Here is a 23,682-nt window from a genome sequence, read left to right as displayed (position 1 = left end):
GATTAACTTTATGCCTGCCAATTGGTTATCACTTATTTAGTTACTAGTGAATGACTGTGCCTAATCGCTAGGTGCGATTTTATAGCAAGGCACGTAATCAGTGCCGCCCGGTAGCTTCATTCGATGTTGCTCAACAAAGTCATTCAGCAGTTGGTCCATTTTGGTCATCAGCTCTTTGTCGCCATCAATCAGGAATGGGCCGTGCTTCTCGATCTCCAGAATACCCTCGGCTTTGACATTACCAGCGACAATGCCAGAGAACGCTTTACGTAAATTAGCGGCTAGGCTCTCCGTTTTCTGGTCCATATGAAGATCAAGCGCCGCCATAGACTCGTGTGTTGGGTCGAATGGCAGTTGGAACTCAGGCTCAATATGCAGTGACCAGTTGTAGCTGTAGGCATCACCGGTCTCTTTACGGTGAGAGCGCACATCTGGCATCGCTTGTTTCATGATTTTCGCAGCGCGTGCTGGGTCGTCAATCACGATCTCATAATGCTTTTGCGCCTCAGGCCCTAGAGTTTCACCAATGAACTTATCGATTGAACGGAAGTAAGCTTCACTCTCTTTCGAGCCAGTTAAGACAATCGGCATTGGCTGCTCGGCGTTATTCGGGTGCATCATGATCCCTAAGATGTATAGTAGCTCTTCGGCCGTGCCGGGGCCGCCTGGGAAAATAATGATGCCATGCGCCATACGAACGAATGCCTCAAGACGCTTCTCGATATCGGGCATAATCACCAGTTCATTCACGATCGGGTTTGGTGGCTCAGCCGCAATGATCGAAGGCTCGGTCAGCCCTAGATAACGATGCTCGGTATAACGTTGTTTTGCGTGACCAATCGCAGCACCTTTCATTGGGCCTTCCATCGCGCCCGGTCCACAACCCGTACAGATGTTCAGTTCACGCAGTCCCAATTCATTACCGACTTCACGAGTGTATTGGTATTCGCTCGCATTAATAGAGTGTCCGCCCCAACATACAATCAGGTTAGGCTCGATGCCTGGAGTCAGCGCACCTGCATTTCTCAAGATGCCAAATACAAGGTTAGTAATGTGAGTGGCATTCGTCAGATTGAGCCTTTGGTTATCGGCTAAGTGCATGTTGACATAAACGATGTCACGTAGCACTGAGAAGAGGTGTTCTTGAATGCCCTTGATGATTTCACCATCGACAAAGGCATGCTCTGGTGGATTACTCAGTTCGAGTTTGATGCCACGTTCACGGCGCACCACCTCAACATCGAATGAGAGATATTTATCGAGTAACTCTTTGGAGTTGTCGGTGTGGCTACCCGAGTTCAGGACTGCTAACGTACAGTTACGATACAGTTGGTACAAATCACTAGATGCGGTTTTCTTAAGACGCTCAACCTCAAGTTGAGAGAGTAAATCCATGCTACCGGCAGGGCTGATATGAGTGATCATAGTGCCTCCTTGTTGAAAAGAGCTGGGGGCGTTGAAGTGACCCTCTGGCTCGAGAGTGAGAAGCAAACGTTGAAAGTGTTTGGTTAAAGGTGGGAGAGAGTTAACCAGACGAAACGAATACGACAGCGTTGCTTGCCAAGAATGCTTGTTAAGCGAATGTTAATCATTAGCTTAGCAAACATTGAGGGAAATGGTATGTGATAAGTATTTGAAAAAATGAAATAAATTAAATCTAGGGCTGCTTAGTGCCAAACAAGTTGGTTGTTACCACGTTGTTTTGCTTTATTTAACGTTGTATTGAGTCGCTCTAGTACTTCTTCCGGTGTATCTGACTCTTTAAATTGAGTACTTGCCGCGCATAAAGTAATGGTGATTTGTTGGTCACGAAACTTAAAGGGTAAGCGGCTTACTTGAGTCTGAATGTTTTGAATGACCTGGTGGCAATATTCATCGGTTTGCTCTGGTAGCAGTAAGACAAACTCTTCACCTGAAAAACGCGCCACAGTATCGGTGGTGCCAGCTTCTTTGGTGATAGTTCTTGCAATGATCTTGAGTGCTTTGTCGCCCGCGGTATAACCAAAGCTATCGTTAATGGCTTTGAAGTTGTCGATGTCCAGAAGTACTACGCGCAGTGAGTGCTGTGCGCGGATCCAGCGGCGATATTCAAGCTCTAAGCGATCGGTAAAAGCAGTACGATTGTAAACCTTAGTCAGAGGGTCAAGCAGCATGCGCTGAGCCTGATCTTCCAAACGCTTACGGTAATCTTGGGTCACTTCATAGAGTGAATCTAACTGAGCCTTTCCGTAACTCATTCTCTCTATTAGAGCTTGTTCTTTCTGCTCTGCGTGATTTAGCCTTTCCGAAAGAGAGGCAATTTCACTGAGTAGTGGATTAATCGAACGCTTTAAACTATCAATATCCTTCGCTTTCTCTACCGAGTTTTGGCTCTTAGTGACAAGTTCATTTAATTCAGAATTAAGGCCTTGGCGGTGCTCAAAGTAACTTTGGCTCTGATCAGCGTTTTGGTCTGCCGTTTTGATACTAGAAGCCAGGGATGAATTAAGCTGATCAACAAATTGTTCAGACTTTTTACGTTCTAGATTGGTGCCTTCAATAACCAGTTTTAGGATCTGAAGTGTCAGCTCAAGTAGGCTTTGTGTGGAAACACCAAGCAGCAACTTCGCTCGAATATCAGTAAGTAAATCACCCGATTCACCCTCAAAATCGAGTTCAGTGATCAGATGTTGTAGTTCATTTGATAGGTCGGAAAGGAGTTCTTGTTCCGGAGAATATGTAGCGTCGGCAAAATGCGTGCGTGAGTTATTCGCCATAATCTTAATGGCACGCTCATAAATACCGAGAAGTTTCATGGCATGATCGACTTTTTGACTGCCATTGCATTCGGAGAAGCTAAGTAAGTTTCGTAGGTCGCGTTTAAGCTGTGCTGGAAGGCCAGTTATGCGCTGCAGCGTTTCCCCACTGTGCTTAATGCTATCGTCCAGATATCCGTTCTGTTTATCCATAGCCAACGTTTTCTGCTTAAGCATCCTTTCTAATACTGCCAGCTTTGGGATCATCGAGCTAATGTCTTTTTGCTTTTCTAGCTCTTCCCTAAGGGCAATGAGGTTTTCATCTAAATGGCTGTTACTGCCAACACATGCATCACTTAAAGATGTGACGATACGTTTCAGAACTTTCTGTTCTCTAATAAATTTGAACGAGGTGTCCCTTTGCGTCAAACGGACCTGCTCCAACTGAGATTTCAGCTGGTGGAGTTGCGCCTGAATGTCTTTTTCAAGAATGCCCATAGATGTATTTATTAGCGCCGCGTAGACCGAGCTCGATCATTTTGATGAAATTCCGTTACATCGATAATAACAAAACTAAAAATAAGGTCACGACTTGCTGCTCTTAACCGCTCGCAAATCAGTCATCTTTTAGCATTTTTTTGATGTTGTCCTCATTCTGGTACGAGGATTGTATTTTTATTAACCCTTGATTAATCGCATGTTTACATGCTTCTCTTATATTACCAGTTGCAAGGCTCGCTGCGGGTGCATTGTCGATAGCTTTTAGATAGACCCACTGGCTACTGCGTTCTTTGAGACTGATCTCACGCGCTAGGTTGGTCGACATCAATAATACGTCGAGCAACTCTTGATCGTTAATTGCGGTATAAGCGCGTGGTAAAAATGGGTAGTCAGCGATGCCCATACGAACCGTTCGGTTGATGTTACGCTCTGTTTCGAAGTCATTCACCCAAGATTGTATCTTTCTGAACATGGCCTCTGGCGATAAATCACGGTCCGCGTTTGGCTCGATATAAAGCAGGTTCGCATCTGAGAAGTGGTAAACACGAGCTGGGCCTTCAAGCTTAGATTTTAGGAACTCGCCGAAAGCGTCTTCGAGCTCTAGACCGGCTTTGTAACCGTTCTGCGTGTACATATTGCGTAAGAACGGTAAATCGATCATCACGAAGCGTAAACGGTCATTGAGTGGTTCATGAATCAATTCACCAAGCTGCCATTGCTCAAAGGTTTGGCTGGTTTGTTCTAGCGAGTTCGAGAGCTTCGCATTGAGCATTCTTAGGTTTGGAAGCTTAGAACGTGAGTGCGTAAATAGATCGGTGCGCAGTGAGTCTACTTCTTTGGCTAAGGTTTGGATGATGTAGCCTCGGCGCAGCACAAAGAAGAACAAGACAATGCTGAACAGGAATAGGGCGAACGATATCTTTTGGAACTTACGATGCTCCAGTTTGTATTGCTCTAGCTCTTGTGCTTGGCCAGCGTAGTGCAGGGTTTGTTCTGCAAACTCTTTCTGTTGACGGAACGCGTCTTCGCCAACACGGTTAAGTTTTTGCTGCTCTAAAGAGACAAGGCTGTTGTACTGCTTGAGGTTTGCCAAAGCTTGCTGTGGCCTGCCTGCCTGCTCATAGCCCAAAGAGAGTAAATAGTACGAACGTTGTGAAAGACGCATGTTCTCTATCTGACGTGATATCTCAAGCGCACGTGTCGCATGTTTGATCACGTCTTCGCTTTCTTGCAGGTGATAAGCCAACCCTGCCGATAACAGTGCAGCACGACCTTCCAGCTTTGGAATATCGGTGTATTCCAGCAGCTCAAGGGCACGGGTTAGGTACTGTTCTGCTAGAGGGTAGTTATAAAGGCGTAAGTAAGTCGCTGATAGGCTTAGGCGAATATCAATGACTTGATGGATATCTCGGTCAGTGCTTTCATGATCAAGAACGTTGAAGAAATGCACCAAGGCAAGGTTATATTTTCCTTGATAGAAGTACACATCACCCATTTTCTTAAGCACTTGTGCTAAAACAGGCGAGTTTTCAAAGTTATCATAAAAATCAGCAGCTTGAGAAAGGTGTTCTAGCGCTTTATCTAACACTTGGCGCTCAAAGAAAAGCTGAGCAAGCAGGCGATTTACTTTGGCTAAGCGTGAACTCAGATTACCTTCTACTGATTTCCAGTAGCCATACAGCAACTCAGATAACGCATGGTTGTACTCTTTGTGAGTCAGATAAAATTCACCGACCGCAATATGATAGTCGATGGTGACCTTTTCAGAGTAACGTTGCTCGAGGTAGGTTTTCGCTTCTTGATAGAATTTTTCGGCTTCATCGATCTTGTTGTCATAAGAGGCGATATCGGCTTTCAACATAATCAAGCGATAAGTGATGCCTTCCGTTAAACGTAAGGTTTTATTCACCGACTCTAAATTTGCTTCAATGCTCGTGAGCTCAGTTTTTGCTTTGGCTGATTTTCTATCACTAAGCCAAAGTAACCGAACTTTTAGGATCTGAAGATCCAGTTTTAGGTAATCAAGCTTATAGGTTTTCGCTAGCTCAGAGGCTTTGTCGATGTGCTGAATCGCAATACGCATATTGCCAAGGTTGTATTCCGCCTTAGCTAAGATCTTATACGCATCGATACTGCTGTTTGGCGTTCGAATCGAAGAGTCTGTCTCTTCGCGAGAAATAGCAGAAGGGCTTTTCTCGCGTTGATCAGACAGGACACGAAGTGTTAGGTAGCTGTTGGCCATTTGTTTTGCTTGGCTCGGCTCGATCTCAACCAAGTTATTGGCTTCATTGAGTAGCGCTGACGAATAAACCGACGCATTGACCGATGTGCTTAAGCTTAAAATAAATAGACTAACAACGTATAACCAACGCATTTCAATGTCCCTTTAAAGATTTGGTAGGTTCAAATAAGTGTGGGTGGTTCACGCCTTATTTATTGGCGAGCCATACGCTTATTGTGGTTCGGTCTATCTTGTTCTGTTGAACGGTATGGGTTGATATCCAGACCACCACGACGCGTGTAACGTGCGAATACGGTTAGCTTCGATGGTGCACAGTATTTCATGATGTCAGTGAAGATACGCTCAACACATTGTTCGTGGAATTCGTTGTGCTCACGGAAAGAAACTAAATAGCGTAGCAGGGCTTCACGGTCAATTTGCTTACCAGAATATGCGATCTCAACGCTACCCCAATCCGGTTGATTGGTGATCAAACAGTTCGATTTCAATAGGTGGCTATGCAATGTTTCTTCAACTTCTTGCTCACCAGCAGCGCCTTCAAGTAGCGACGCTTCAAAATCGTAGCTAGTGATTTGGATATCTTGGTTGTCGATACAGTCGCCTTCCATTGTCACGATAGGTTGGTTGGTGTATTCGGTTACTGAGTTTACATTCACAATCACCGTTTCGCCTGCACATGCCGACAAATCTTGGGTCAGGCGCTCAGTTACTTGATCCCAGTTTTCAAATTGAGTCTGGTTGTAGCTGTTCAGGTACAGCTTGAAAGATTTTGATTCAATTAAATTTGGGCTGGTTGCAGGGATGAAAACCTCGCCCACAGCCACTTGAGGTAGGCCGTTGGTGTTTAGCCACGAAAGCTCATACATCGTCCAAATATCATGACCAACAAAAGGCAGATCGCCGTTTAGCGCAAGATCATCGCGATTAAGGCTACGAGGTACTGGTTGCAATAAACTTGCATCGTATTGGTTAGAGTACTCAGTTTTTTGGCCAAGGGTTAAACCCGCTAGCTCTTTTGCGTCAGAATATTTGCTCATACTTTCGTTTCAAATTCGATTAGAATGGGGTCGATTTTACTGAATCCCCATTACCCTGTCATTAAGTCATCGCTTAATCGGCGCGGAAAGGGCTCGGATTCTATTTATTATTTTGTGTTTAGGAGATTTTCATGACTCAACGTGCTCAAGACGCACTACTTTCTTTTAGTCAGCGATACGTTGACGCGTGGCAGCAGCAACACCAAAGCTTACCTCGTAATGAGGAGTTAGTGGACATCGTATCGCCATGCGTAGAAGAAAAGAGTGGCGACGCAGTGTTGTGGAAACACTATCCACGTGAGCAATTCGCGGATTTCACTAATGTTGAAACCGGTATTGAGCTGACCTTGCATGAAGACATCAAGACTTTCTACGGCGCACAATTCAGCGCAGATATGAACGCGACTTTTGATGGTAACGAACTGACTCTGTTACAGATTTGGAGTGATGAAGACTTCGAATGTCTACAAGAAAACATTTTGGGTCATCTAGTGACTCAGCGTCGTCTAAAGCTAAAACCAACGGTTTTCATTGCCGCGACCGATGCAGAGCTAGACGTTATCTCTATCTGTAACCTAACGGGTAACGTGATTTTGGAGCGCTTAGGCACCAAAAACCGTGATGTATTAGCCGAGACATTGGCAGAATTTTTAGAAAAGCTACAACCAGCGGTATAAATAGATGTACGTACTAGAACTTCAATTTGAGTGTTTTGATAACACAACGGTAAGCGCTGTCGACAAGGCTGTTAATGGCTTAATGGACGCACTTCGTTATAACGGGCAAGTGTTGGGTCGTGAGTTTCCTATCGTGATGGGCGACGGCGAATTTTATGTTCGCGTTGTCTGCCCAGAGCAAGACAGCTTACACCCGCGTAACCACTCTGATTTTGTAAAAGTGTGTTTTGATCGCTTGTCTAACGCGAGCCTTCTTGCGCCTAAAATGCGTTTACTGGGGCGAGATCTTAACTCAGAAGAAGTAGCTGAAGACGAAGCACCAAGCTGGCAAGTACTGTATACAACGTTCGTTCATACCTGTTCACCGCTGCGCAGTGGCGATAGTTTGCTGCCTATCCCTCTGTATCGCAACCCACCTACATTTAATGGCGACCATAAAGCTGTGCTGAAATGGCAGACAGAATGGCAAGCCTGTGATGAAGTCCAAATGGGTGGGGGCTGTCGTGCTGAACACGCAACTCTGACGGAGATCAGTGATACCAAAAGCGTGTTGTTCAAACGCGGTTGGGGCCTAAGAGGGCGAATTGAATATCTCACGAAGATCCCGACTTATTACTACTTGTACCGCGTTGGTGGCATCAGCTTAAAAGCTGAAAAAGAGCGTAAATGTCCGCAATGTGGTGGCGAATGGCTGCTAGATGCGCCGATCCACGATATTTTCTATTTCAAGTGTGATGACTGCCGTCTGGTATCAAACATCTCTTGGGATCACCTTAAGTAATCCATAAAGCTTAATTATCGATTCAATGTATCGAAGTGTTAATCAATACTTCGATACTTATTCCTTTGTTTTCTCCCTGTTAGCTTCTCGTCTGTTTCTGTTTCTGTTTCTGTTTCTGTTTCTTTGCCCTCCATATTGAGCATTAATCAAGTATTGGGCTTGCCAATATTTCGCCCTTAAATGCGCTCATTTTGTGCTGTCTATCTCTCTCTGTAGCCCTCAAGTATTCACCAAGATAATCCCACACTCATCAACTTTTGATTATTTCAATAGTTAACTGGATCACAGTAATCAATCAGTTCTCTTTCAATTTATATTCTGCTCAATATAAATGGGATCGATCCCATGGGAATGTTCCCATTTATAAATAATAACCTGATTCTAGATCTGAAAGGAATGGACGATGAAACTGTTACCTATTGCTGCTGCACTCTCTACTGCTTTACTTGCACCTAATTTATACGCTGATGAAACCACACCATTAGAGTTCAATGGCTACATGCGCGGAGGCGTTGGCCTGAGTAATGAAGGTGGCTCAAACAGCAAGTGGGAGGTGAGTAAAGTTGGGCGACTCGGCAACGAGAATGACCTGTATGGCGAGTTTGGCTTTAAGAAAGAGGTGTATGCTGAGGACGACGTTTCATTTGTAGTTGATTCCATGTTGTCGTACTGGCAAGGCCAAGATGAGAACGCGGCGGATAAAAGCGTTGATGTAGTTCAGCTCAATGTTCAAGCGGTAGGGCTTTTTGAAGACAAGGACATTGGTATTTGGGCGGGTGAACGTTACTACCAACGTCATGATGTACACATCGTTGATAACTACTACTGGGATGTGAGCGGTATTGGTGCAGGTGTTGAACACATCAATATGGGCCCAGGTAAATTATCGGTGGCTTTGATTCAAGATACAGTGACAGGCGATGTGTTTGATGGCAAAGAAACCACAGCCATGATTGCTGATATACGTTATGCGGGTATTCCATTGTGGAACAATGCGGATCTTGAGGTCGGTATTGATATGAACTTTGCCAATGAAAAGCAAGGTCAAACGGTAGACGCGGATGACAGCGTAATGTTAACGGCAAGCTTAAATCAAAACCTTTCTGGTGGCTTCAACAAAACCATTCTCCAAGTCGCTAACTCTGGCTATGCCGAGCAGATGACCACCTTTGGTACAGGTAAGGGTATCGTTCGTGATGCAAACAACAACGACGCCGATGGCTTCCGATTGATTAACTGGGGTGTGCTTGCTATCGGTGAGAACATCGAATTTGGCCACACGGTTCGTTATGCTGCGTCATCGGGTGTTGGTGCTAATAACAGTGATGATGAGTCGTTCAGTGCCGTAATCCGTCCGCTTTATAAGTGGGACAAGCGTATGCGTACCATTCTTGAAATTGGCGGCTTTGTGGAAACCATTGATAACCAAGACGGCGCGGGTGGTAAGTTCACTGTCGCTCAGGCTTGGGTACCGCAAGTGGGTTTTTGGTCTCGTCCTGAATTCCGTATTTTTGCGACTTACCTAAACGATGCTGAAAATGACAATGCTTTCGGTGAAGGTAAGAACAGTGAAATGAGTGTCGGTATGCAAGTGGAAGCTTGGTGGTAAGCCGAGCTTTTCTAACGAAATTCGGTACATAAAAACTGCCGTAAATAAAAAAGGGGCTGACGTTATGTCAGCCCCTTCGGGTATCTATACGATGCTGAAGTTTAGGTGATTACCAACCTTTAACTACGCCACCTTGGAAGATATCAGAAGCTGCGTTGTACACTTCTTCGGTTTGGTAAGCTTTAACGAAGTTCTGTACGTTTTCAGCGTTTAGGTTGTCTTCACGAGAAACGATTAGGTTTACGTAAGGAGAATCTTTGTCTTCAACGAATACGCCATCTTTTTGTGGAGTCAGGTTGATAGAGCTTGCGTAAGTTGTGTTGATGATAGAAAGCGTTACATCATCAAGAGAACGTGGCAGTTGTGCTGCGTCTAGTTCAACAATCGTTAGGTTTTTAGGGTTCTTAACGATGTCACGAACTGTTGCTAGAAGACCAGCACCTTCACGAAGCTCAAGAAGACCTTGTTGCTCAAGAAGCAGTAGAGAACGACCTAGGTTTGTTGGATCGTTTGGTACCGCAATACGAGCACCGTCTTGGATTTCGTCGACAGATTTCACTTCTTTAGAGTAACCAGCGATAGGGTAAACAAACGTGTTACCAGCGATAGTCAGTTTGTAACCACGGTCAGCCACTTGCTGATCTAGGTACGGTGCGTGTTGGAATGCATTGATGTCGATAGAGCCATCATCCAGTGCCGCGTTTGGCGTTACGTAATCCGTAAAAGTAACCAGTTCAACGTCTAGGCCGTACTGCTCTTTTGCTACTTTCGCTGCAACTTCAGCAACCTGCGCTTCAGCACCTGCCATTACGCCAACTTTTACTTTAGAAGTATCAACTTCTTTATCACCACAACCTGCTAGTACTAGCGCTGATGCCGCTGCTGCGATAGTAAGTAAACCTTTAAGGCTAAATTTCATAATAATCTCCTTTTAATAAATCTATTTAATTTGGTTCAGACGACTCTTGTCTTAGAGAGTTTGCGTTTTAACGCTGAGTCTTTATCTGTGGTCAACGCGGCGAACTAAGGAATCACCGATTGATTGAATAATTTGTACAAGCACAATCAACATCACTACCGTTACAGCCATGATGGTCACATCGTAACGGTGGAATCCGTAACGAATCGCGACATCACCTAGACCACCGCCACCAACCGTGCCCGCCATTGCTGAGTAGCTCACAAGTGTCACTAGCGTAATCGTTACTGAGTTGATAATAGTCGGTAGTGCTTCAGGAAGCAGAACCTTATTGATGATTTGTGTTGGTGTTGCACCCATTGATTGAGCCGCTTCTACTAGACCTGTTGGTACTTCAAGTAGCGCACTCTCGATAAGTCGAGCCACGAATGGGATAGCGCCAATCGTCAGTGGAACAATCGCTGCTGTTGTACCGATGAAGGTACCAATCAGCATCTTAGTTAGTGGGATAATCGCAACCATCAACACTAAGAAAGGCACTGAACGACCCACGTTCACAATCGCACCTAGAATCTTGTTTACTTTGGTGTTCTCTAACAGGCCACCTTTTTTAGTCGTGTGTAGAATCACGCCTAATGGAATACCGACAGCAAAGCCAACAATGCCCGCAACTGCAACCATGTAAAGCGTCTCGCCGGTTGCACCTAATAGAAGGTTACCGTTAAGGCTGATCCAGTCAGCAATCTCGTTGAAACTAAAGGACATAACCAAGCACCTCTACTTTTACATTGTTGTCGCGTAGGAATTGGATAGCAGCATTATCATCTGCTTCATTACCGAACAGTTCAGCAACCATCATGCCGAACTTCACGCCGCCGGCGTAATCAAGGTCAGAGCTTAGGATGCTGACATCGATATTGAATTTGCGTGCAATCTGAGTCATCAGCGGAGCATCAACCGTCGCGCCAGTAAACTCAAGGCGTACTAACGGGTAGCTGCTGTTTACGCGAGTCTCTTGCAGGCGTGCTTGGTAATCTTCAGGGATCGTCAGATCCAACGTTGAACGAATGAATTGATGCGCTAGTTCAGTTTTAGGGTGAGCAAAGATGTCACCAACTGTGCCTTTCTCTACCAATTCACCACCGCCAATGATCGCCACTTCGTGACAAATGCTTTTCACTACATCCATCTCGTGCGTAATAAGCAGAATAGTGATGTTCAGCTTGCGGTTGATTTCACGTAGCAGCTCAAGAATCGATTGAGTCGTTGCAGGATCCAATGCGCTGGTCGCTTCATCACACAGCAGTACTTTCGGATCAGAGGCCAGTGCACGAGCAATCGCAACACGCTGCTTTTGACCGCCACTTAGGTTTGCAGGGTAGGTGTCTCGCTTATCCGCTAAGCCAACGAGTTCAAGTAACTCACTCACTTTTGCTTCAATAATCGCTTTATCTTTACCAGCAAGTTCTAAAGGCAGTGCTACATTGTTAAATACAGTACGAGAAGACAGCAGGTTGAAGTGCTGGAATATCATGCCGATGTTACGGCGCGCTTCGCTAAGTTCCGATTTGCTGAGTTTTGTTAGGTCGATACCGTCAACAATCACTTCACCAGAGGTCGGTGCTTCCAACATATTTACACAGCGGATTAGGGTACTTTTGCCTGCACCTGAAGAGCCGATGACTCCAAAGATTTGACCTTGAGGAATGTGGAGGTTGATATCAATTAAGGCATTGATTTCTTTAGTACCTTGATAAAAAACCTTGTTGACTTGATTCACTTTAATCATAGAGAAACCTGTGCAGGTAGAACAGAATAATATGTCGATAGCTCGCTCGATTTACAGACGATGCTATGGTGTTCTATGATCTAAGTCAATAGATATTTTTACGTCTAGACGGCTAAACGTCGATTGTATGGCTAAGCTAGAAACAATTCGTTAACGAACGCAAAACTAAATAGATAGTGATGAAGCAAATAAAGCGTGTAATAATTAATGATTAATAGAGAGTTGATAGAGAACAAAATTTTGTCTAAACCTGCTGTTTTTTTAGATCGTGATGGTGTGATTAACGTTGATCACGGTTACGTACATGATGAGCATGACTTTGAATACATTGACGGTGTGTTTGAAGCGGCGAAAGCGTTTAAAGATATGGGTTATTTATTGGTGCTAGTGACCAACCAGTCTGGTATTGCTCGCGGCATGTTTAGTGAAGACCGTTTTCTTTCTTTGACGCAGTGGATGGATTGGAACTTTGTTGATAACGGCGTTGAGCTTGATGGCATCTATTACTGCCCGCACCACGCTGAACACGGTATTGGTGACTACAAGCAAGATTGTGAATGTCGTAAACCAAAGCCAGGTATGTTCATTTCTGCTCGTGACTTTCTGAAGATTGATATGGCTAACTCGGTCATGATCGGCGATAAAGCTGAAGACATGATGGCTGCAGAAGCAGCAGGCGTTGGTACTAAAGTCTTAGTAAGAACAGGCAAACCAATAACTGAAAAAGGTGAAGCCTTGGCGAGCGTTGTGCTTGATAGCATTAAAGACGTGCCAGCTTTCTTAAAAGGTTAAGACACTAAGTCTCCTTCACTTAGATATAAGTGTTGTTCACTATATAAAGATGAGGAACGCAGTATGAAAGCATTGTTGATAGCATCTCTATGTACGGTAGCGTTATTCGGGTGTTCTAAATCCGCAGCGCCTGATGGTGCAGTATCGGACGATCAATTTGTGACTTATCAATGTGAGTCTGACGCTTCATTTAAGGTCGCTTACCTTGGTAATGAAAAAGCGGTATTACGTTTGCCTGAGAATGAATATCGTCTCACTCAAATAGCGGCAGGTTCAGGAACGAAGTACATCTTAGATGATGGCACCTCTGAACTGATCAATAGTGTCACTTTACGCACTAAAGGTGACAACGCACGTCTAGAACTTGGTCGTGTCGTCTATAAAAATTGTCGAAAGTAAGTCATAGTTAACTTCTGAGATTTACAAACAGTTAAGTGAGGGAATCCACCCTCACTTTTTATTCTCTTCCTTTTAATGTTAGACTTTTTATGAGCAAAAAACTCACTATTCTTGATATTGCAAAGCTGTCCGGTGTTGGTAAGTCAACCGTATCTCGTGTTCTGACCAATGATCCAAAAGTGAAACCTGAAACCCGTGAAAGGGTGGAAAGAGTAATTCAAGAATCTGGGTACACGCCTTCGAAATCTGCGCAATCAATGCGCGGTGGCAGTCAAAAAGTCATCGGCGTGATCATTTCACGTTTAGATTCTCCATCAGAAAACAAAGCTGTTAGCACCATGCTGGCCGAGTTGTATCGAGCGGATTACGATGTCGTGATCATGGAAAGTCAGCTAGATAGAGAAAAAGCCAATGAGCACCTACAAGTTCTAAAGCGTCGTAACGTTGATGGGATCATTGTGTTTGGCTTTACTGACTGTGACATTCCTGCAATTGAAGCTTGGGAACACAAAGCGGTGGTGATTGCTCTAGATACCGAGAACGTAACGTCTATTAACTATGATAACCGACAGGTGATCAATAGTGCGTTAGCGCATCTGTCGGATCAGGGGATCTCTGATGTTGGCTTCATCGGGGTTGATCCTAGCGACAAATCAACCGGTGAACTGCGTCTTAAGGCTTATCTCGATTGGTGTGAAAACACAGGTTCGGTGGCAAACTATCGTACTGGTCAACTTCATCACGAAAGTGCTTATCAGCTGGTGGATGAGGTACTAACACCTAACACCCAAGCTATAGTCTGTGCTAGTGACACATTGGCTCTTGGTGTGATCAAACGTCTGCAAGAGCGACAACGTGAAGATGTGGTCGTCACCGGCGTTGGTGGTAATGATCTTCTCTCTTTTTTATTCCCACGAGTATTTAGCATTGATCCTGGTTACCAATCTGCAGGTAAACTGGCTGCTAATCTATTGATCTCTCAGCTTTTAGGCAATTCAGATATTTCTCATCACACTCAATCTCCGGTTCTATAATCCACTCAATTAAGCGAAATTGAACCGCTTAGATTAAAATTAGAGTGTGATCTCTTTCAATTAATGGGACTGTTCCCATTTTAATTTATCATTCATGCAGGCATTATAATAATCGCAATTGGGAATGTTCCCATAAATCTAAATCTGAGTGGTTATAGCTGCATGGTTTAGATGAGTAATTGAATGAAACCAGGGTGGGGTAGTATGAGTAAGATAGCGAAGCAAGACGTTGCGCGTCTTATCGAGTTAGTCGGTGGTAAAAAAAACATTGCAAGCGTCAGCCACTGTCTGACTCGACTGCGCTTTGTATTGAACGATACAGAGCAGGCAAACAAAGCTGAACTCGAAAAATTGAAGCTTGTAAAAGGCTGCTTTACTAACGCAGGTCAATTCCAAGTTGTGATTGGCACTGAAGTTGATGAAGTGTACGCACTTCTGATTGAACAGACAGGTAAAGAGGCATCATCAAAAGATGAGGCGAAGCTGGCTGCTCGTCAAAATATGAACTTCCTTGAGCGTGGTATATCCCATTTAGCCGAAATTTTCGTACCACTGCTGCCTGCCATCATTACTGGTGGTTTGATTCTTGGTTTCCGTAATGTGATTGGCGACATTCGCATGTTCGACGGCAAAACCCTAGTTGAAATCAGTCAATTCTGGGCGACGGTTCACTCTTTCTTATGGTTGATCGGCGAAGCTATTTTCTTCTTCCTACCGGTTGGTGTGTGTTGGGCGACGGTTAAGAAGCTCGGCGGAACTCCTATTTTGGGCATCACGCTCGGTGTGACCTTGGTTTCCCCGCAGCTGATGAACGCTTACATGATAGGTAAAGCCGTTCCTGAAGTGTGGGACTTTGGCTTTTTTGTGATTGAGAAAGTTGGGTACCAAGCACAGGTGATCCCTGCGATGCTCGCGGGTGTGGCCTTAGCTTTCATTGAAACCAATCTTAAGCGCATCGTCCCTGCTTATTTGTACCTAGTCGTTGTGCCATTTGTATCGATCATTTTGTCTGTGATTCTAGCGCACGCTTTCATTGGCCCATTCGGTCGTATGTTAGGTGATGGTGTGGCATTCGCGGCTAAAGCGGCAATGACGGGTGACTTCGCGATTCTTGGTTCAGTGGTCTTTGGCTTCCTATACGCACCTTTGGTTATCACGGGTATTCACCACACAACCAACGCGGTGGATCTGCAATTGATGCAAGATTTAGGCGGCACGCCAATCTGGCCTTTGATTGCGCTATCAAACATTGCACAAGCTTCAGCGGTTGTCGGCATCATCATTTTGAGTAAGCGTGAAGGTGAGCGAGATATCTCAGTTCCAGCTGCAATATCAGCTTACTTAGGTGTGACAGAGCCTGCGATGTACGGCATCAACCTTAAATATAAATTCCCAATGCTGAGCGCAATGATCGGCAGTGCCGCAGCGGCTGCAATCTGTGGTAGTGCAGGTGTGATGGCGAATGGTATCGGTGTCGGTGGCTTGCCGGGCATCCTATCGATTCAACCTCAATATTGGTCGATTTACCTAGTTGCAATGCTGGTGGCGATTGTACTACCCGTCACGTTAACACTGTTCTTCTATAAGCGAGCACAGATGAAAGGCGAGCTAGAAACCGTCAACGCGTAATGCATTAAATAAGCGATGACTCCAAAGTGAGCCATCGCTTTTTCTCTTAGTTATAGCTTTTTCTTTTAGTTATAACGGTTATTCGACCATGATTTGCATGGTGATTTTTATTTTATATTTTCTGGTAAGTGAGTGTTATAGATGGCGATGACTGAACATGATGAAAGCTGGTGGAAAACCGCGACCATCTATCAAATCTACCCAAAGAGCTTCTGCGACAGTGGCAGTAAAGGTACTGGCGATATCAAAGGGATCATTTCGAAACTGGATTACCTCAAACATTTGAGCGTCGATGCGATTTGGCTAACCCCGGTTTACGCATCCCCAATGATCGATAACGGCTACGATATTTCAGATTACTATGCGATTAACCCGCAATTCGGCACCATGGAAGATTTGGACCTATTGCTTGCTGAAGCACACCAACGTGGTATCCGTATCGTGATGGATATCGTGGTAAACCATACCTCAACAGAGCATGCGTGGTTTCAGTCGGCATTGGGTGACAAAAACAGCCCATATCGCGACTACTACATCTGGAAAGACCCAGTTAACGGTCAAGCACCAACCAACTGGCAGTCTAAGTTCGGTGGTAATGCATGGGAGATGGATGAGGCTACTGGTCAATATTTCCTACATCTATTCGCGAAAGAGCAGGCCGACCTTAACTGGGAGAACTCGGTTGTACGCGAAGAAGTGAAAGACGTTATCAGTTTCTGGGCTGAGAAGGGCGTTGATGGTTTCCGCTTGGATGTAATCAACCTGATTTCGAAACAGCAAGATTTCCCTAATGATGATATCGGTGATGGTCGTCGTTTTTACACTGACGGCCCGCGTGTACACGAATATCTGAAAGAGATCAGCGAAGCGGTATTCCAGAAATACGGTAGCGTGACAGTAGGCGAGATGTCTTCAACAACACTGGAGCACTGTCAGCAGTACTCAAATATTGATAGCAGCGAGTTATCGATGGTGTTTAATTTCCATCACCTCAAGGTGGATTACACCAATGGTGAGAAGTGGACTAGTGCACCGTTTGATTTCTTACAGCTAAAATCGATCTTCAACCATTGGCAAACAGGTTTGAACGGCAAGGGTTGGGGCGCATTATTCTGGTGTAATCACGACCAACCAAGAGTCGTGAGCCGTTTAGGCGATGATCAGCAATATCGTGTTGAATCGGCCAAGATGCTGGCTGCGTCTGTCCACATGATGCAAGGCACGCCGTATATCTATCAAGGTGAAGAGATTGGCATGACCAACCCTGGTTACACCGAGATCAGCCAGTATCGTGATGTTGAGAGTACCAATATGTACGACATCATGGTGAACCGTGATGGTGTGGCGCATCAAGATATGATGGCGATTTTGGCGCAGAAATCTCGAGATAACTCTCGCACGCCGATGCAGTGGAATAGTGAAGCGAATGCCGGTTTTTCAAAATCACAGCCATGGCTAGATGTTGCGCATAACTACACTGAGATCAATGCTGAGCAAGCGCTAGAAGATAAAGACTCTGTTTTTTACTTCTACAAGAGCTTGATTGAACTTCGCAAAGAAGTGCCCGTGATTACTCATGGTAGTTATCAAGATTTGTTGCCTGAGCACCCATCGGTATTTGCGTATTCTCGCGAGACTGATAGTCAGTGCTTGCTGTGCATTAACAACTATTATGGTGAGGCGTGTCAGGTTGAGTTATCTAAAGAATTTGAACTGGATAAAGCGCAATTGTTATTAGGAAACTACCCTGATGAGCAGTCGCCAGTTTCTGCAAACACGGTAACCTTACGACCGTATGAAACAAGAATTCTCTTGATAGAGCAATAATACTCGTTCCCCTATGCGAGTATAAGCTTTGAGCCTGAAATCTAAGTGTCAGGCTCAAAGCTTTCCTTCCTATTCTCTAATGGAAGGCTTCGGTTGCTAGCCTTTGTTGACCGTAAATGAATCGAGAATCCACGTCGCTTCGCTCAGTTGGGTGCCATTCTTTTCATCCCAGTCCATCATTTTCACAACGCCAAAGCTTGGGTTGAACCATGTTTCAGCATTGCTTTGAAATTCAGCTGAATCATACCCATCACAAACAACGTTGTAAGTGTTTTCAACTTTCAGGTACGCCGTTTCAATTTTCTTGTCTTGAACAGTTACCGTTGAGCGCTGACCATTTTCGGAAACTTGTTGCTGCCAATGGAAATCACATCGTGTGTCTGACGGTCCTAAATCATTAATATCGCCTTCGTAGAAATCATCAAGCAAGGCCTCTAGTTGACCAGTAGTAACTTCAAACGAAAGCCCGACAGAACTACTGCTGTGACTAATATTGGGGCTTTTTTCTTTTACCGTACTGCCTGAAGATTTGAATACTGGGTTGGTCACCAAAAAGTCGACAGTCTCACCATTACTTAATTCTATATTGGAATCAACTGAGTTAACAAAGCCATCACTACCTTTGTAAAACAACTCACTGCCTGTTTCACCTTGTACTGTCATATCAGCGGCGTAGAAGTCGTTGATGCCGCTGTTTACCATGCTCTCTAACGTTGTTTTTAGCTTCTCCAATTCAACTACGCCTTCGGTCTTGTTAGAGATCGCCAATTTATCTAATTCCAACTGAATATTGGCCAACATCTGCTGTGAACTGATATCTCGGTATGCAAGATCCAGTGCTACGTTTTCTCCGCCATCTTCTGATATTAGGTAAGACAATAATGTGATGTTCTTTGGTGCAAACTGAGAGTTGTTGATCGGGTAATCGAACTGAGTTGTACCAGTAGAGCCAGATGAAGATGAGCCACCTCCGCCGCCACAGCCATAAAGAGCAAAGAGAGAAGTCGCAAGCAGCGTCATGGATTTTTTCATGTGAGCATTCCTAATATAGTTGGCCTAGAGCGGCCTGATGTTTTTAGGAATGCTATTGGTGAGAGAGTTAATAGGGCAAAAAATGAAGATACATAAGATCTTAATTTATATTTAAGCTTTTGTTTTTAAATGTTTTATGTTTGTTCATTCAGAAAGTTGATGACCGACATTCGTGCAATAGTTAAGCATTAGGTTTTCCCATTGCTTGATGATCAGTGGCTCCTTGATGCTCAATTTTAGATTTTTCCAAGGCTGGAGACAGGTCGATTTCGACTCAGGTTTGGATAAGCGAGCAAACAACTCTTCTGAAGGAACCACTCGCAATAACGCGACTAAGGATTCCATGTAGTTGAGGCGAAACTTATCCATGTCCCCTTGCTTGTAAGCTATATGGGAAATCATCATATAGACCAGTGCGTTCTCAATGGTCGAATTACCTGCCGTGTTGGTCAGAAATTCCTTCGCGGTTTGTAGATCTCTTAACTTAAAATGAATGATCCCAAGCCAGAGTTTGAGCTCGTCGGGAATCAACTTAAAGCGTGTTTGCACCAGGCTAGTGAAACTGTTCAGTCGCTGGTGGTCAGTCTCAAAGAGTGCCATTTGTCGTGCGATCAATGTTGAAGTCATCACGTTGAGTGGCACGCTATCAAGCTTCAGTGTTTCACCGTCAAGCAAGTTTCTGAGCTCTTTGTCATTGACAGACCATTCTGGTGATAGCGGAGCAGGCAAAGCGAAGTAATTTGCTAGTTCCCTATTTATCTCCATCAAGTCTTCACTGAGGTTATCTATCCCTATTGAATAGACACCGCGGAAAGCAAGCTTCCCTGAGCTTGGGTAAATAAGGCTGACTTTAGCCGCAAGGCGTTTATCTACTTCTTGATCCTTTAGCTGGATGTTAAGCAGGTAATCACTGGTGCGCATGTTCTTGGCGCCCGGAAAGAAGGGCGTGCTGTCTATTGGGTCTACGAAGTAACTTGGTGCATCTTGATTTGCTAAGTCGGTATAAGCGTATTCAATTTGTTGTTGAAGCAGTAGCGCTTTAACGGCTTTGCGATGCGTTCTCGCATTGTCTCCAATAGCATCGATACGGTTTAGCAGTAGCTCGACTTTGGGGATCAGTCTCTGTGTGCGTTCAAGCTCAGAGGCTTGGTTTGAAGAGTGCCAAAACATATAACCTAAAGTCGCGGTGCTTATCAGCAGCACAACAGAGAAGGACAGTAACAAAAGATTAAACGGTGATGTATTTGCATTCGCTTGAGGTTGTTCGGTGCTCTCAAGGGGAGCGGGCTCTGTGTTGACCAAACTTACAGAGTTTGGGTTAAGGAAGTACCCTTTGCGTGGGTAGGTGACCAAGATCTTAGTCGCATCACTTTCTGGTAGGTACTTCTGCAGCACAGAGCGCAGTGTACTGATCCTGTTGGTAAGTACATTCTTCGAGATGAAGTTACTTTGCCAAACCGACTCGATGATCTGCTCAGCTGCGAGCGGTTGACCCACGCTAGTCAGAAACAGTTCGAGTAATTCAATAGAACGAGGTTCTAGATCGATGACCTGCTCGTTGCAGCTTAAGACTCGTGTGTTGGGGTTGAATTCCAAGCCTTCAATATAAATAGAGGTTTGTTGGTCTTTGGCGCTAGAGAGGTAATCTTGCATAGAAAAGGCGACGGTTTATAAAACCTAAATACTAGCTGTTTTTGTTATTAAAAACAGCTAGTAATTCATAAGGTGATTGGTATTAAGACGCGTAATTCACCGAGTAGCGAGTTGGTTTGTGATTCATTGCCAATACGATGTTCAATACTGCGGTGCCTAAAACAGATACGGCAATCACCCAAGGCGATACAAAGAAGAACGATGCAAACAGAATACAGGCATCAATACCCATTTGGGTTTTGCCTACGGAGATACCGTAGCGGTCTTGGATAAACAAACACAATACGTTGAAACCACCCAGGCTTGAGCGGTGACGAAATAGGATTAGCATACCTAAGCCCATTAACAAGCCGCCAGCAACTGCACAGTAGATTTCGTTATGAACTTCTAGCGAGATAACTAAGTATAAATGGTCGGCAAACACAGACACTAAAGCACCAGAAATCGCACTGCTAATAGCAAAGCTACGGCCGAATCGTTTCCATGCCAATAAATAGAATGGACAGTTGGCAACAAAGTACAAAATACCAAAGGTTACAGGCAAGAATTGACTCAAAAGCAGAGCCAAGCCAGTAGTGCCACCAGTAAGCAGGTTCGCTGACTGTAAAAAGAAGACGCCTAACGCTACTAAAAATGTGCCAGTGAGGATTGCTACCCAATCTTCTTTACGTGAGTGTTTTTCCATCGTTTTTATAATTACCTAACCAATAAAGGCGTGCATAGTAGATAAAAACCTTAGCTTTCGGTAGCTTGAGGTGCAAAATTAAGGTAAACCTATGTAATCTGCGTTTTACAGGGTGTAAAGCGTAAAATTGACAGTAAGCGTCATCTTTGGTTGGATCAGCTTAATAACCATGATGAATCTTATTTGTGATTATGAAAAAACTGCATGATAAAATTGCAATTAGCTCTTTATGACCTAGCTCAAATTATGTAGAATGCGTCACATCAAAACGGTGACGGAAACGTTTGCTTTCGGTCGTTGTGTGGTTTTTTTGAAACTTTCAGTACAATCTGAGTCAGGAGATACAGATGCTTAAGCGTGACATGAACATTGCTGATTACGATGCGGACCTATTCGCAGCTATCCAAGAAGAAACTCTTCGTCAGGAAGAGCACATCGAACTTATCGCTTCAGAAAACTACACAAGCCCACGTGTAATGGAAGCTCAAGGTTCTCAGCTTACAAACAAATACGCTGAAGGCTACCCAGGCAAGCGTTACTACGGTGGTTGTGAGTACGTAGATAAAGTTGAAACTCTAGCAATCGAACGTGCATGTGAACTGTTTGGCGCTCAATACGCAAACGTACAACCTCACTCAGGTTCTCAAGCAAACAACGCTGTATACATGGCGCTACTGAATGCTGGTGATACCGTTTTAGGTATGAGCCTTGCACATGGTGGTCACCTAACTCACGGTTCTCCAGTAAACTTCTCAGGTAAGCTTTACAACATCATTCCTTACGGTATCGACGAAGCAGGTCAAATCGATTACGAAGAGATGGAAGCGCTAGCTATCGAGCACAAACCTAAGATGATCATCGGTGGTTTCTCAGCTTACTCTCAAGTTTGTGATTGGAAGCGCATGCGTGAAATTGCTGACAAAGTAGGTGCTTACTTCTTCGTAGATATGGCTCACGTTGCTGGTCTAATCGCTGCGGGCGTTTACCCGAACCCAGTTCCACACGCTCACGTTGTTACAACAACAACGCACAAGACGCTTGCGGGTCCTCGTGGTGGTCTTATCCTTTCTAACGAAGGCGAAGATCTTTACAAGAAGCTAAACTCAGCAGTATTCCCAGGTGGCCAAGGTGGCCCTCTAATGCACGTTATCGCGGGTAAAGCAGTAGCGTTCAAAGAAGCTCTAGAGCCAGAGTTCAAAGAATACCAAGCTCGTGTAGTGGCTAACGCAAAAGCAATGGTTGCTGAATTCCTAGCACGTGGTTACAACATCGTTTCAGGTTCTACAGAGAACCACCTGTTCCTAGTTGACCTAATCGACAAAGACATCACAGGTAAAGAAGCAGATGCGGCACTAGGTGCAGCGAACATCACTGTGAACAAGAACTCAGTACCAAACGACCCACGTAGCCCATTCGTTACTTCAGGTATCCGTATCGGTTCTCCTTCTATCACTCGTCGCGGTTTCTCAGAAGCAGACGCGAAAGAGCTAGCAGGTTGGATCTGTGACATCCTAGATAACATGGGTGATGAGTCTGTTATCGAAGCGACTAAAGCAAAAGTATTAGAGATCTGTAAGCGTCTACCTGTTTACGCTTAATTTTTCTGGCTCAAATAGCTTAATTTCTGTGTCAAAGGTGCTCATTTACATTCGTAAACTCCGCGCCTTTTCCTTGAACTAAAGCTATTTGACTGAAAAGTACGATTTGAAAGGCTCCTGTTGGGGGCCTTTTTGTTTTAGGGAAGGGTGTTGAAAACTCTACGCCTTTTCCTTGAACCAAAGTTATTTGATTGAAAAATACGGTTTGAAAGGCTCCTGTTGGGAGCCTTTTTTGTATCTGGTGGTCAGCAGAGTCTGAGGCACAAAAAGGCGGGTACTAAAAAAGGGCTGATATTTGCACATCAACCCTTGGTGATTTTCTTATGTTGGTTCTACTTTCTGATACTAAGCAGGGTGCCAGACTTACACTTGAATGAGTAATAATGGCGGCTCTCGTTAAATTTACCTAAGCCTTCGCCGTCACAGTAGTCAATATTGATATCACGCATTACTTCTAGCGTATCTTCGTTGTTTAAAGCGAATTTAGAGCCATCAGAACAGACAATTCGTACTCTTTCATCATGGCTTACCGAGTAAATATCGACTTCAGTGTTACACAGCTCAAAAGAGGCTTCACGAAAGTTGTCTTGCTGTGTATTTGAAGCGCAACCTGCCATCAGTGTTGCAGCAAAAACTGCCAAAAGTCCGAGTTTTTTCATTGTTAATCCTTCGGTGTCATCATATTGAGTGATGAGTTTTACGTATTATTTTAGTTAGACTATACAACAATATGCCTTGGTTCA

Annotated in this window: 20 protein-coding genes; 9 read left to right on the top strand and 11 right to left on the bottom strand. The window is 44.4% G+C overall.

The genetic code is table 11. The features are described from left to right. Window positions 1-60: 60 nt before the first annotated feature. From ppnN to queF, 4 genes are all read right to left on the bottom strand, one after another. Entirely contained in the window at window positions 61-1,425 is a 1,365-nt protein-coding gene (gene ppnN / locus OCV56_RS12375; protein ID WP_086715239.1) for a nucleotide 5'-monophosphate nucleosidase PpnN, read from the bottom strand. Window positions 1,426-1,667: 242 nt separating this feature from the next. Beyond that, entirely contained in the window at window positions 1,668-3,233 is a 1,566-nt protein-coding gene (locus OCV56_RS12370) for a sensor domain-containing diguanylate cyclase (protein WP_086715237.1), read from the bottom strand. Window positions 3,234-3,351: 118 nt separating this feature from the next. After that, window positions 3,352-5,610 carry a tetratricopeptide repeat protein gene (locus OCV56_RS12365; RefSeq protein WP_086715235.1) on the bottom strand — a complete coding sequence of 753 codons (2,259 nt, stop codon included), beginning with the start codon at window positions 5,608-5,610 and terminating at the stop codon, window positions 3,352-3,354. Between the two features lie 59 nt (window positions 5,611-5,669). Next, window positions 5,670-6,515: an NADPH-dependent 7-cyano-7-deazaguanine reductase QueF gene (gene queF / locus OCV56_RS12360; protein ID WP_086715234.1), complete on the bottom strand. Its 846-nt coding sequence runs from the start codon at window positions 6,513-6,515 to the stop codon at window positions 5,670-5,672. A gap of 131 nt (window positions 6,516-6,646) precedes the next feature. On the opposite strand from queF, the gene syd reads away from it, so the two are divergent. The 3 genes from syd to OCV56_RS12345 all read left to right on the top strand — a co-directional run bounded on the left by syd (window position 6,647) and on the right by OCV56_RS12345 (window position 9,582). After that, entirely contained in the window at window positions 6,647-7,192 is a 546-nt protein-coding gene (gene syd / locus OCV56_RS12355) for a SecY-interacting protein (RefSeq protein WP_017089736.1), read from the top strand. A gap of 4 nt (window positions 7,193-7,196) precedes the next feature. Then, a complete protein-coding gene (locus OCV56_RS12350) occupies window positions 7,197-7,973 on the top strand; it encodes a Zn-ribbon-containing protein (RefSeq protein ID WP_017630798.1) in 777 nt (258 codons plus the stop codon). Window positions 7,974-8,376: 403 nt separating this feature from the next. Continuing rightward, window positions 8,377-9,582 carry a carbohydrate porin gene (locus OCV56_RS12345; RefSeq protein WP_086715232.1) on the top strand — a complete coding sequence of 402 codons (1,206 nt, stop codon included), beginning with the start codon at window positions 8,377-8,379 and terminating at the stop codon, window positions 9,580-9,582. A gap of 109 nt (window positions 9,583-9,691) precedes the next feature. Here the strand turns inward: OCV56_RS12345 and OCV56_RS12340 are convergent, their stop codons facing one another. From OCV56_RS12340 to metN, 3 genes are all read right to left on the bottom strand, one after another. Next, window positions 9,692-10,501 (bottom strand): MetQ/NlpA family lipoprotein, encoded by an 810-nt coding sequence (locus tag OCV56_RS12340; protein ID WP_086715231.1) that lies wholly within the window; start codon window positions 10,499-10,501, stop codon window positions 9,692-9,694. Window positions 10,502-10,582: 81 nt separating this feature from the next. Further along, a complete protein-coding gene (locus OCV56_RS12335) occupies window positions 10,583-11,266 on the bottom strand; it encodes a methionine ABC transporter permease (protein ID WP_017060764.1) in 684 nt (227 codons plus the stop codon). Next, complete coding sequence (gene metN, locus OCV56_RS12330) at window positions 11,256-12,290, bottom strand: methionine ABC transporter ATP-binding protein MetN (protein WP_017060763.1); 1,035 nt, start codon at window positions 12,288-12,290, stop codon at window positions 11,256-11,258. The genes OCV56_RS12335 and metN overlap by 11 nt, the downstream gene beginning before the upstream one ends. 207 nt (window positions 12,291-12,497) lie before the next feature. Here metN and gmhB point away from each other — a divergent pair, with 207 nt between their 5' ends. The 5 genes from gmhB to treC all read left to right on the top strand — a co-directional run bounded on the left by gmhB (window position 12,498) and on the right by treC (window position 17,971). Beyond that, complete coding sequence (gmhB, locus tag OCV56_RS12325; protein ID WP_017060762.1) at window positions 12,498-13,082, top strand: D-glycero-beta-D-manno-heptose 1,7-bisphosphate 7-phosphatase; 585 nt, start codon at window positions 12,498-12,500, stop codon at window positions 13,080-13,082. Window positions 13,083-13,145: 63 nt separating this feature from the next. Then, window positions 13,146-13,481, top strand: a complete 336-nt coding sequence (locus tag OCV56_RS12320; protein WP_048664565.1) for an MliC family protein — start codon at window positions 13,146-13,148, stop codon at window positions 13,479-13,481. Window positions 13,482-13,570: 89 nt separating this feature from the next. Further along, window positions 13,571-14,515, top strand: a complete 945-nt coding sequence (gene treR, locus OCV56_RS12315) for a trehalose operon repressor TreR (protein ID WP_086715228.1) — start codon at window positions 13,571-13,573, stop codon at window positions 14,513-14,515. Window positions 14,516-14,719: 204 nt separating this feature from the next. Further along, window positions 14,720-16,144: a PTS trehalose transporter subunit IIBC gene (gene treB, locus OCV56_RS12310; RefSeq protein WP_086715226.1), complete on the top strand. Its 1,425-nt coding sequence runs from the start codon at window positions 14,720-14,722 to the stop codon at window positions 16,142-16,144. 141 nt (window positions 16,145-16,285) lie between these two features. Continuing rightward, entirely contained in the window at window positions 16,286-17,971 is a 1,686-nt protein-coding gene (treC, locus tag OCV56_RS12305) for an alpha,alpha-phosphotrehalase (RefSeq protein WP_086715224.1), read from the top strand. Between the two features lie 96 nt (window positions 17,972-18,067). On the opposite strand, the gene OCV56_RS12300 is transcribed toward treC, so the two are convergent. The 3 genes from OCV56_RS12300 to OCV56_RS12290 form a co-directional block, all read right to left on the bottom strand. Further along, complete coding sequence (locus OCV56_RS12300) at window positions 18,068-19,003, bottom strand: hypothetical protein (RefSeq protein ID WP_228761201.1); 936 nt, start codon at window positions 19,001-19,003, stop codon at window positions 18,068-18,070. A gap of 144 nt (window positions 19,004-19,147) precedes the next feature. Beyond that, window positions 19,148-20,656, bottom strand: a complete 1,509-nt coding sequence (locus OCV56_RS12295; RefSeq protein ID WP_086715222.1) for a winged helix-turn-helix domain-containing protein — start codon at window positions 20,654-20,656, stop codon at window positions 19,148-19,150. Window positions 20,657-20,738: 82 nt separating this feature from the next. Next, window positions 20,739-21,341 carry a YitT family protein gene (locus OCV56_RS12290; RefSeq protein WP_017060757.1) on the bottom strand — a complete coding sequence of 201 codons (603 nt, stop codon included), beginning with the start codon at window positions 21,339-21,341 and terminating at the stop codon, window positions 20,739-20,741. A gap of 347 nt (window positions 21,342-21,688) precedes the next feature. On the opposite strand from OCV56_RS12290, the gene glyA reads away from it, so the two are divergent. Then, the gene (gene glyA, locus OCV56_RS12285) at window positions 21,689-22,939 is read left to right on the top strand and encodes a serine hydroxymethyltransferase (RefSeq protein ID WP_048612231.1); all 1,251 of its coding nucleotides are present in this window, start codon (window positions 21,689-21,691) and stop codon (window positions 22,937-22,939) included. Window positions 22,940-23,271: 332 nt separating this feature from the next. Here the strand turns inward: glyA and OCV56_RS12280 are convergent, their stop codons facing one another. After that, the gene (locus OCV56_RS12280) at window positions 23,272-23,598 is read right to left on the bottom strand and encodes a hypothetical protein (protein WP_086715219.1); all 327 of its coding nucleotides are present in this window, start codon (window positions 23,596-23,598) and stop codon (window positions 23,272-23,274) included. Between the last annotated feature and the right edge of the window lie 84 nt (window positions 23,599-23,682).

The sequence above is a fragment of the Vibrio gigantis genome, assembly GCF_024347515.1.
GTDB lineage: Bacteria > Pseudomonadota > Gammaproteobacteria > Enterobacterales > Vibrionaceae > Vibrio > Vibrio gigantis.
This window is presented reverse-complemented; position numbering and strand designations above follow the sequence as displayed.

What these genes read in the sequence shown, in the direction of transcription:
- OCV56_RS12365 (WP_086715235.1), bottom strand. Translation starts at nt 5,610, where the DNA reads ATGCGTTGGTTATACGTTGTTAGTCTATTTATTTTAAGCTTAAGCACA.
- glyA (WP_048612231.1), top strand. Translation starts at nt 21,689, where the DNA reads ATGCTTAAGCGTGACATGAACATTGCTGATTACGATGCGGACCTATTC.
- OCV56_RS12290 (WP_017060757.1), bottom strand. Translation starts at nt 21,341, where the DNA reads ATGGAAAAACACTCACGTAAAGAAGATTGGGTAGCAATCCTCACTGGC.
- treR (WP_086715228.1), top strand. Translation starts at nt 13,571, where the DNA reads ATGAGCAAAAAACTCACTATTCTTGATATTGCAAAGCTGTCCGGTGTT.
- treB (WP_086715226.1), top strand. Translation starts at nt 14,720, where the DNA reads ATGAGTAAGATAGCGAAGCAAGACGTTGCGCGTCTTATCGAGTTAGTC.
- OCV56_RS12280 (WP_086715219.1), bottom strand. Translation starts at nt 23,598, where the DNA reads ATGAAAAAACTCGGACTTTTGGCAGTTTTTGCTGCAACACTGATGGCA.
- OCV56_RS12350 (WP_017630798.1), top strand. Translation starts at nt 7,197, where the DNA reads ATGTACGTACTAGAACTTCAATTTGAGTGTTTTGATAACACAACGGTA.
- OCV56_RS12335 (WP_017060764.1), bottom strand. Translation starts at nt 11,266, where the DNA reads ATGTCCTTTAGTTTCAACGAGATTGCTGACTGGATCAGCCTTAACGGT.
- OCV56_RS12340 (WP_086715231.1), bottom strand. Translation starts at nt 10,501, where the DNA reads ATGAAATTTAGCCTTAAAGGTTTACTTACTATCGCAGCAGCGGCATCA.
- OCV56_RS12370 (WP_086715237.1), bottom strand. Translation starts at nt 3,233, where the DNA reads ATGGGCATTCTTGAAAAAGACATTCAGGCGCAACTCCACCAGCTGAAA.
- syd (WP_017089736.1), top strand. Translation starts at nt 6,647, where the DNA reads ATGACTCAACGTGCTCAAGACGCACTACTTTCTTTTAGTCAGCGATAC.
- gmhB (WP_017060762.1), top strand. Translation starts at nt 12,498, where the DNA reads ATGATTAATAGAGAGTTGATAGAGAACAAAATTTTGTCTAAACCTGCT.
- ppnN (WP_086715239.1), bottom strand. Translation starts at nt 1,425, where the DNA reads ATGATCACTCATATCAGCCCTGCCGGTAGCATGGATTTACTCTCTCAA.
- OCV56_RS12295 (WP_086715222.1), bottom strand. Translation starts at nt 20,656, where the DNA reads ATGCAAGATTACCTCTCTAGCGCCAAAGACCAACAAACCTCTATTTAT.
- OCV56_RS12320 (WP_048664565.1), top strand. Translation starts at nt 13,146, where the DNA reads ATGAAAGCATTGTTGATAGCATCTCTATGTACGGTAGCGTTATTCGGG.
- OCV56_RS12345 (WP_086715232.1), top strand. Translation starts at nt 8,377, where the DNA reads ATGAAACTGTTACCTATTGCTGCTGCACTCTCTACTGCTTTACTTGCA.
- treC (WP_086715224.1), top strand. Translation starts at nt 16,286, where the DNA reads ATGGCGATGACTGAACATGATGAAAGCTGGTGGAAAACCGCGACCATC.
- queF (WP_086715234.1), bottom strand. Translation starts at nt 6,515, where the DNA reads ATGAGCAAATATTCTGACGCAAAAGAGCTAGCGGGTTTAACCCTTGGC.
- metN (WP_017060763.1), bottom strand. Translation starts at nt 12,290, where the DNA reads ATGATTAAAGTGAATCAAGTCAACAAGGTTTTTTATCAAGGTACTAAA.
- OCV56_RS12300 (WP_228761201.1), bottom strand. Translation starts at nt 19,003, where the DNA reads ATGAAAAAATCCATGACGCTGCTTGCGACTTCTCTCTTTGCTCTTTAT.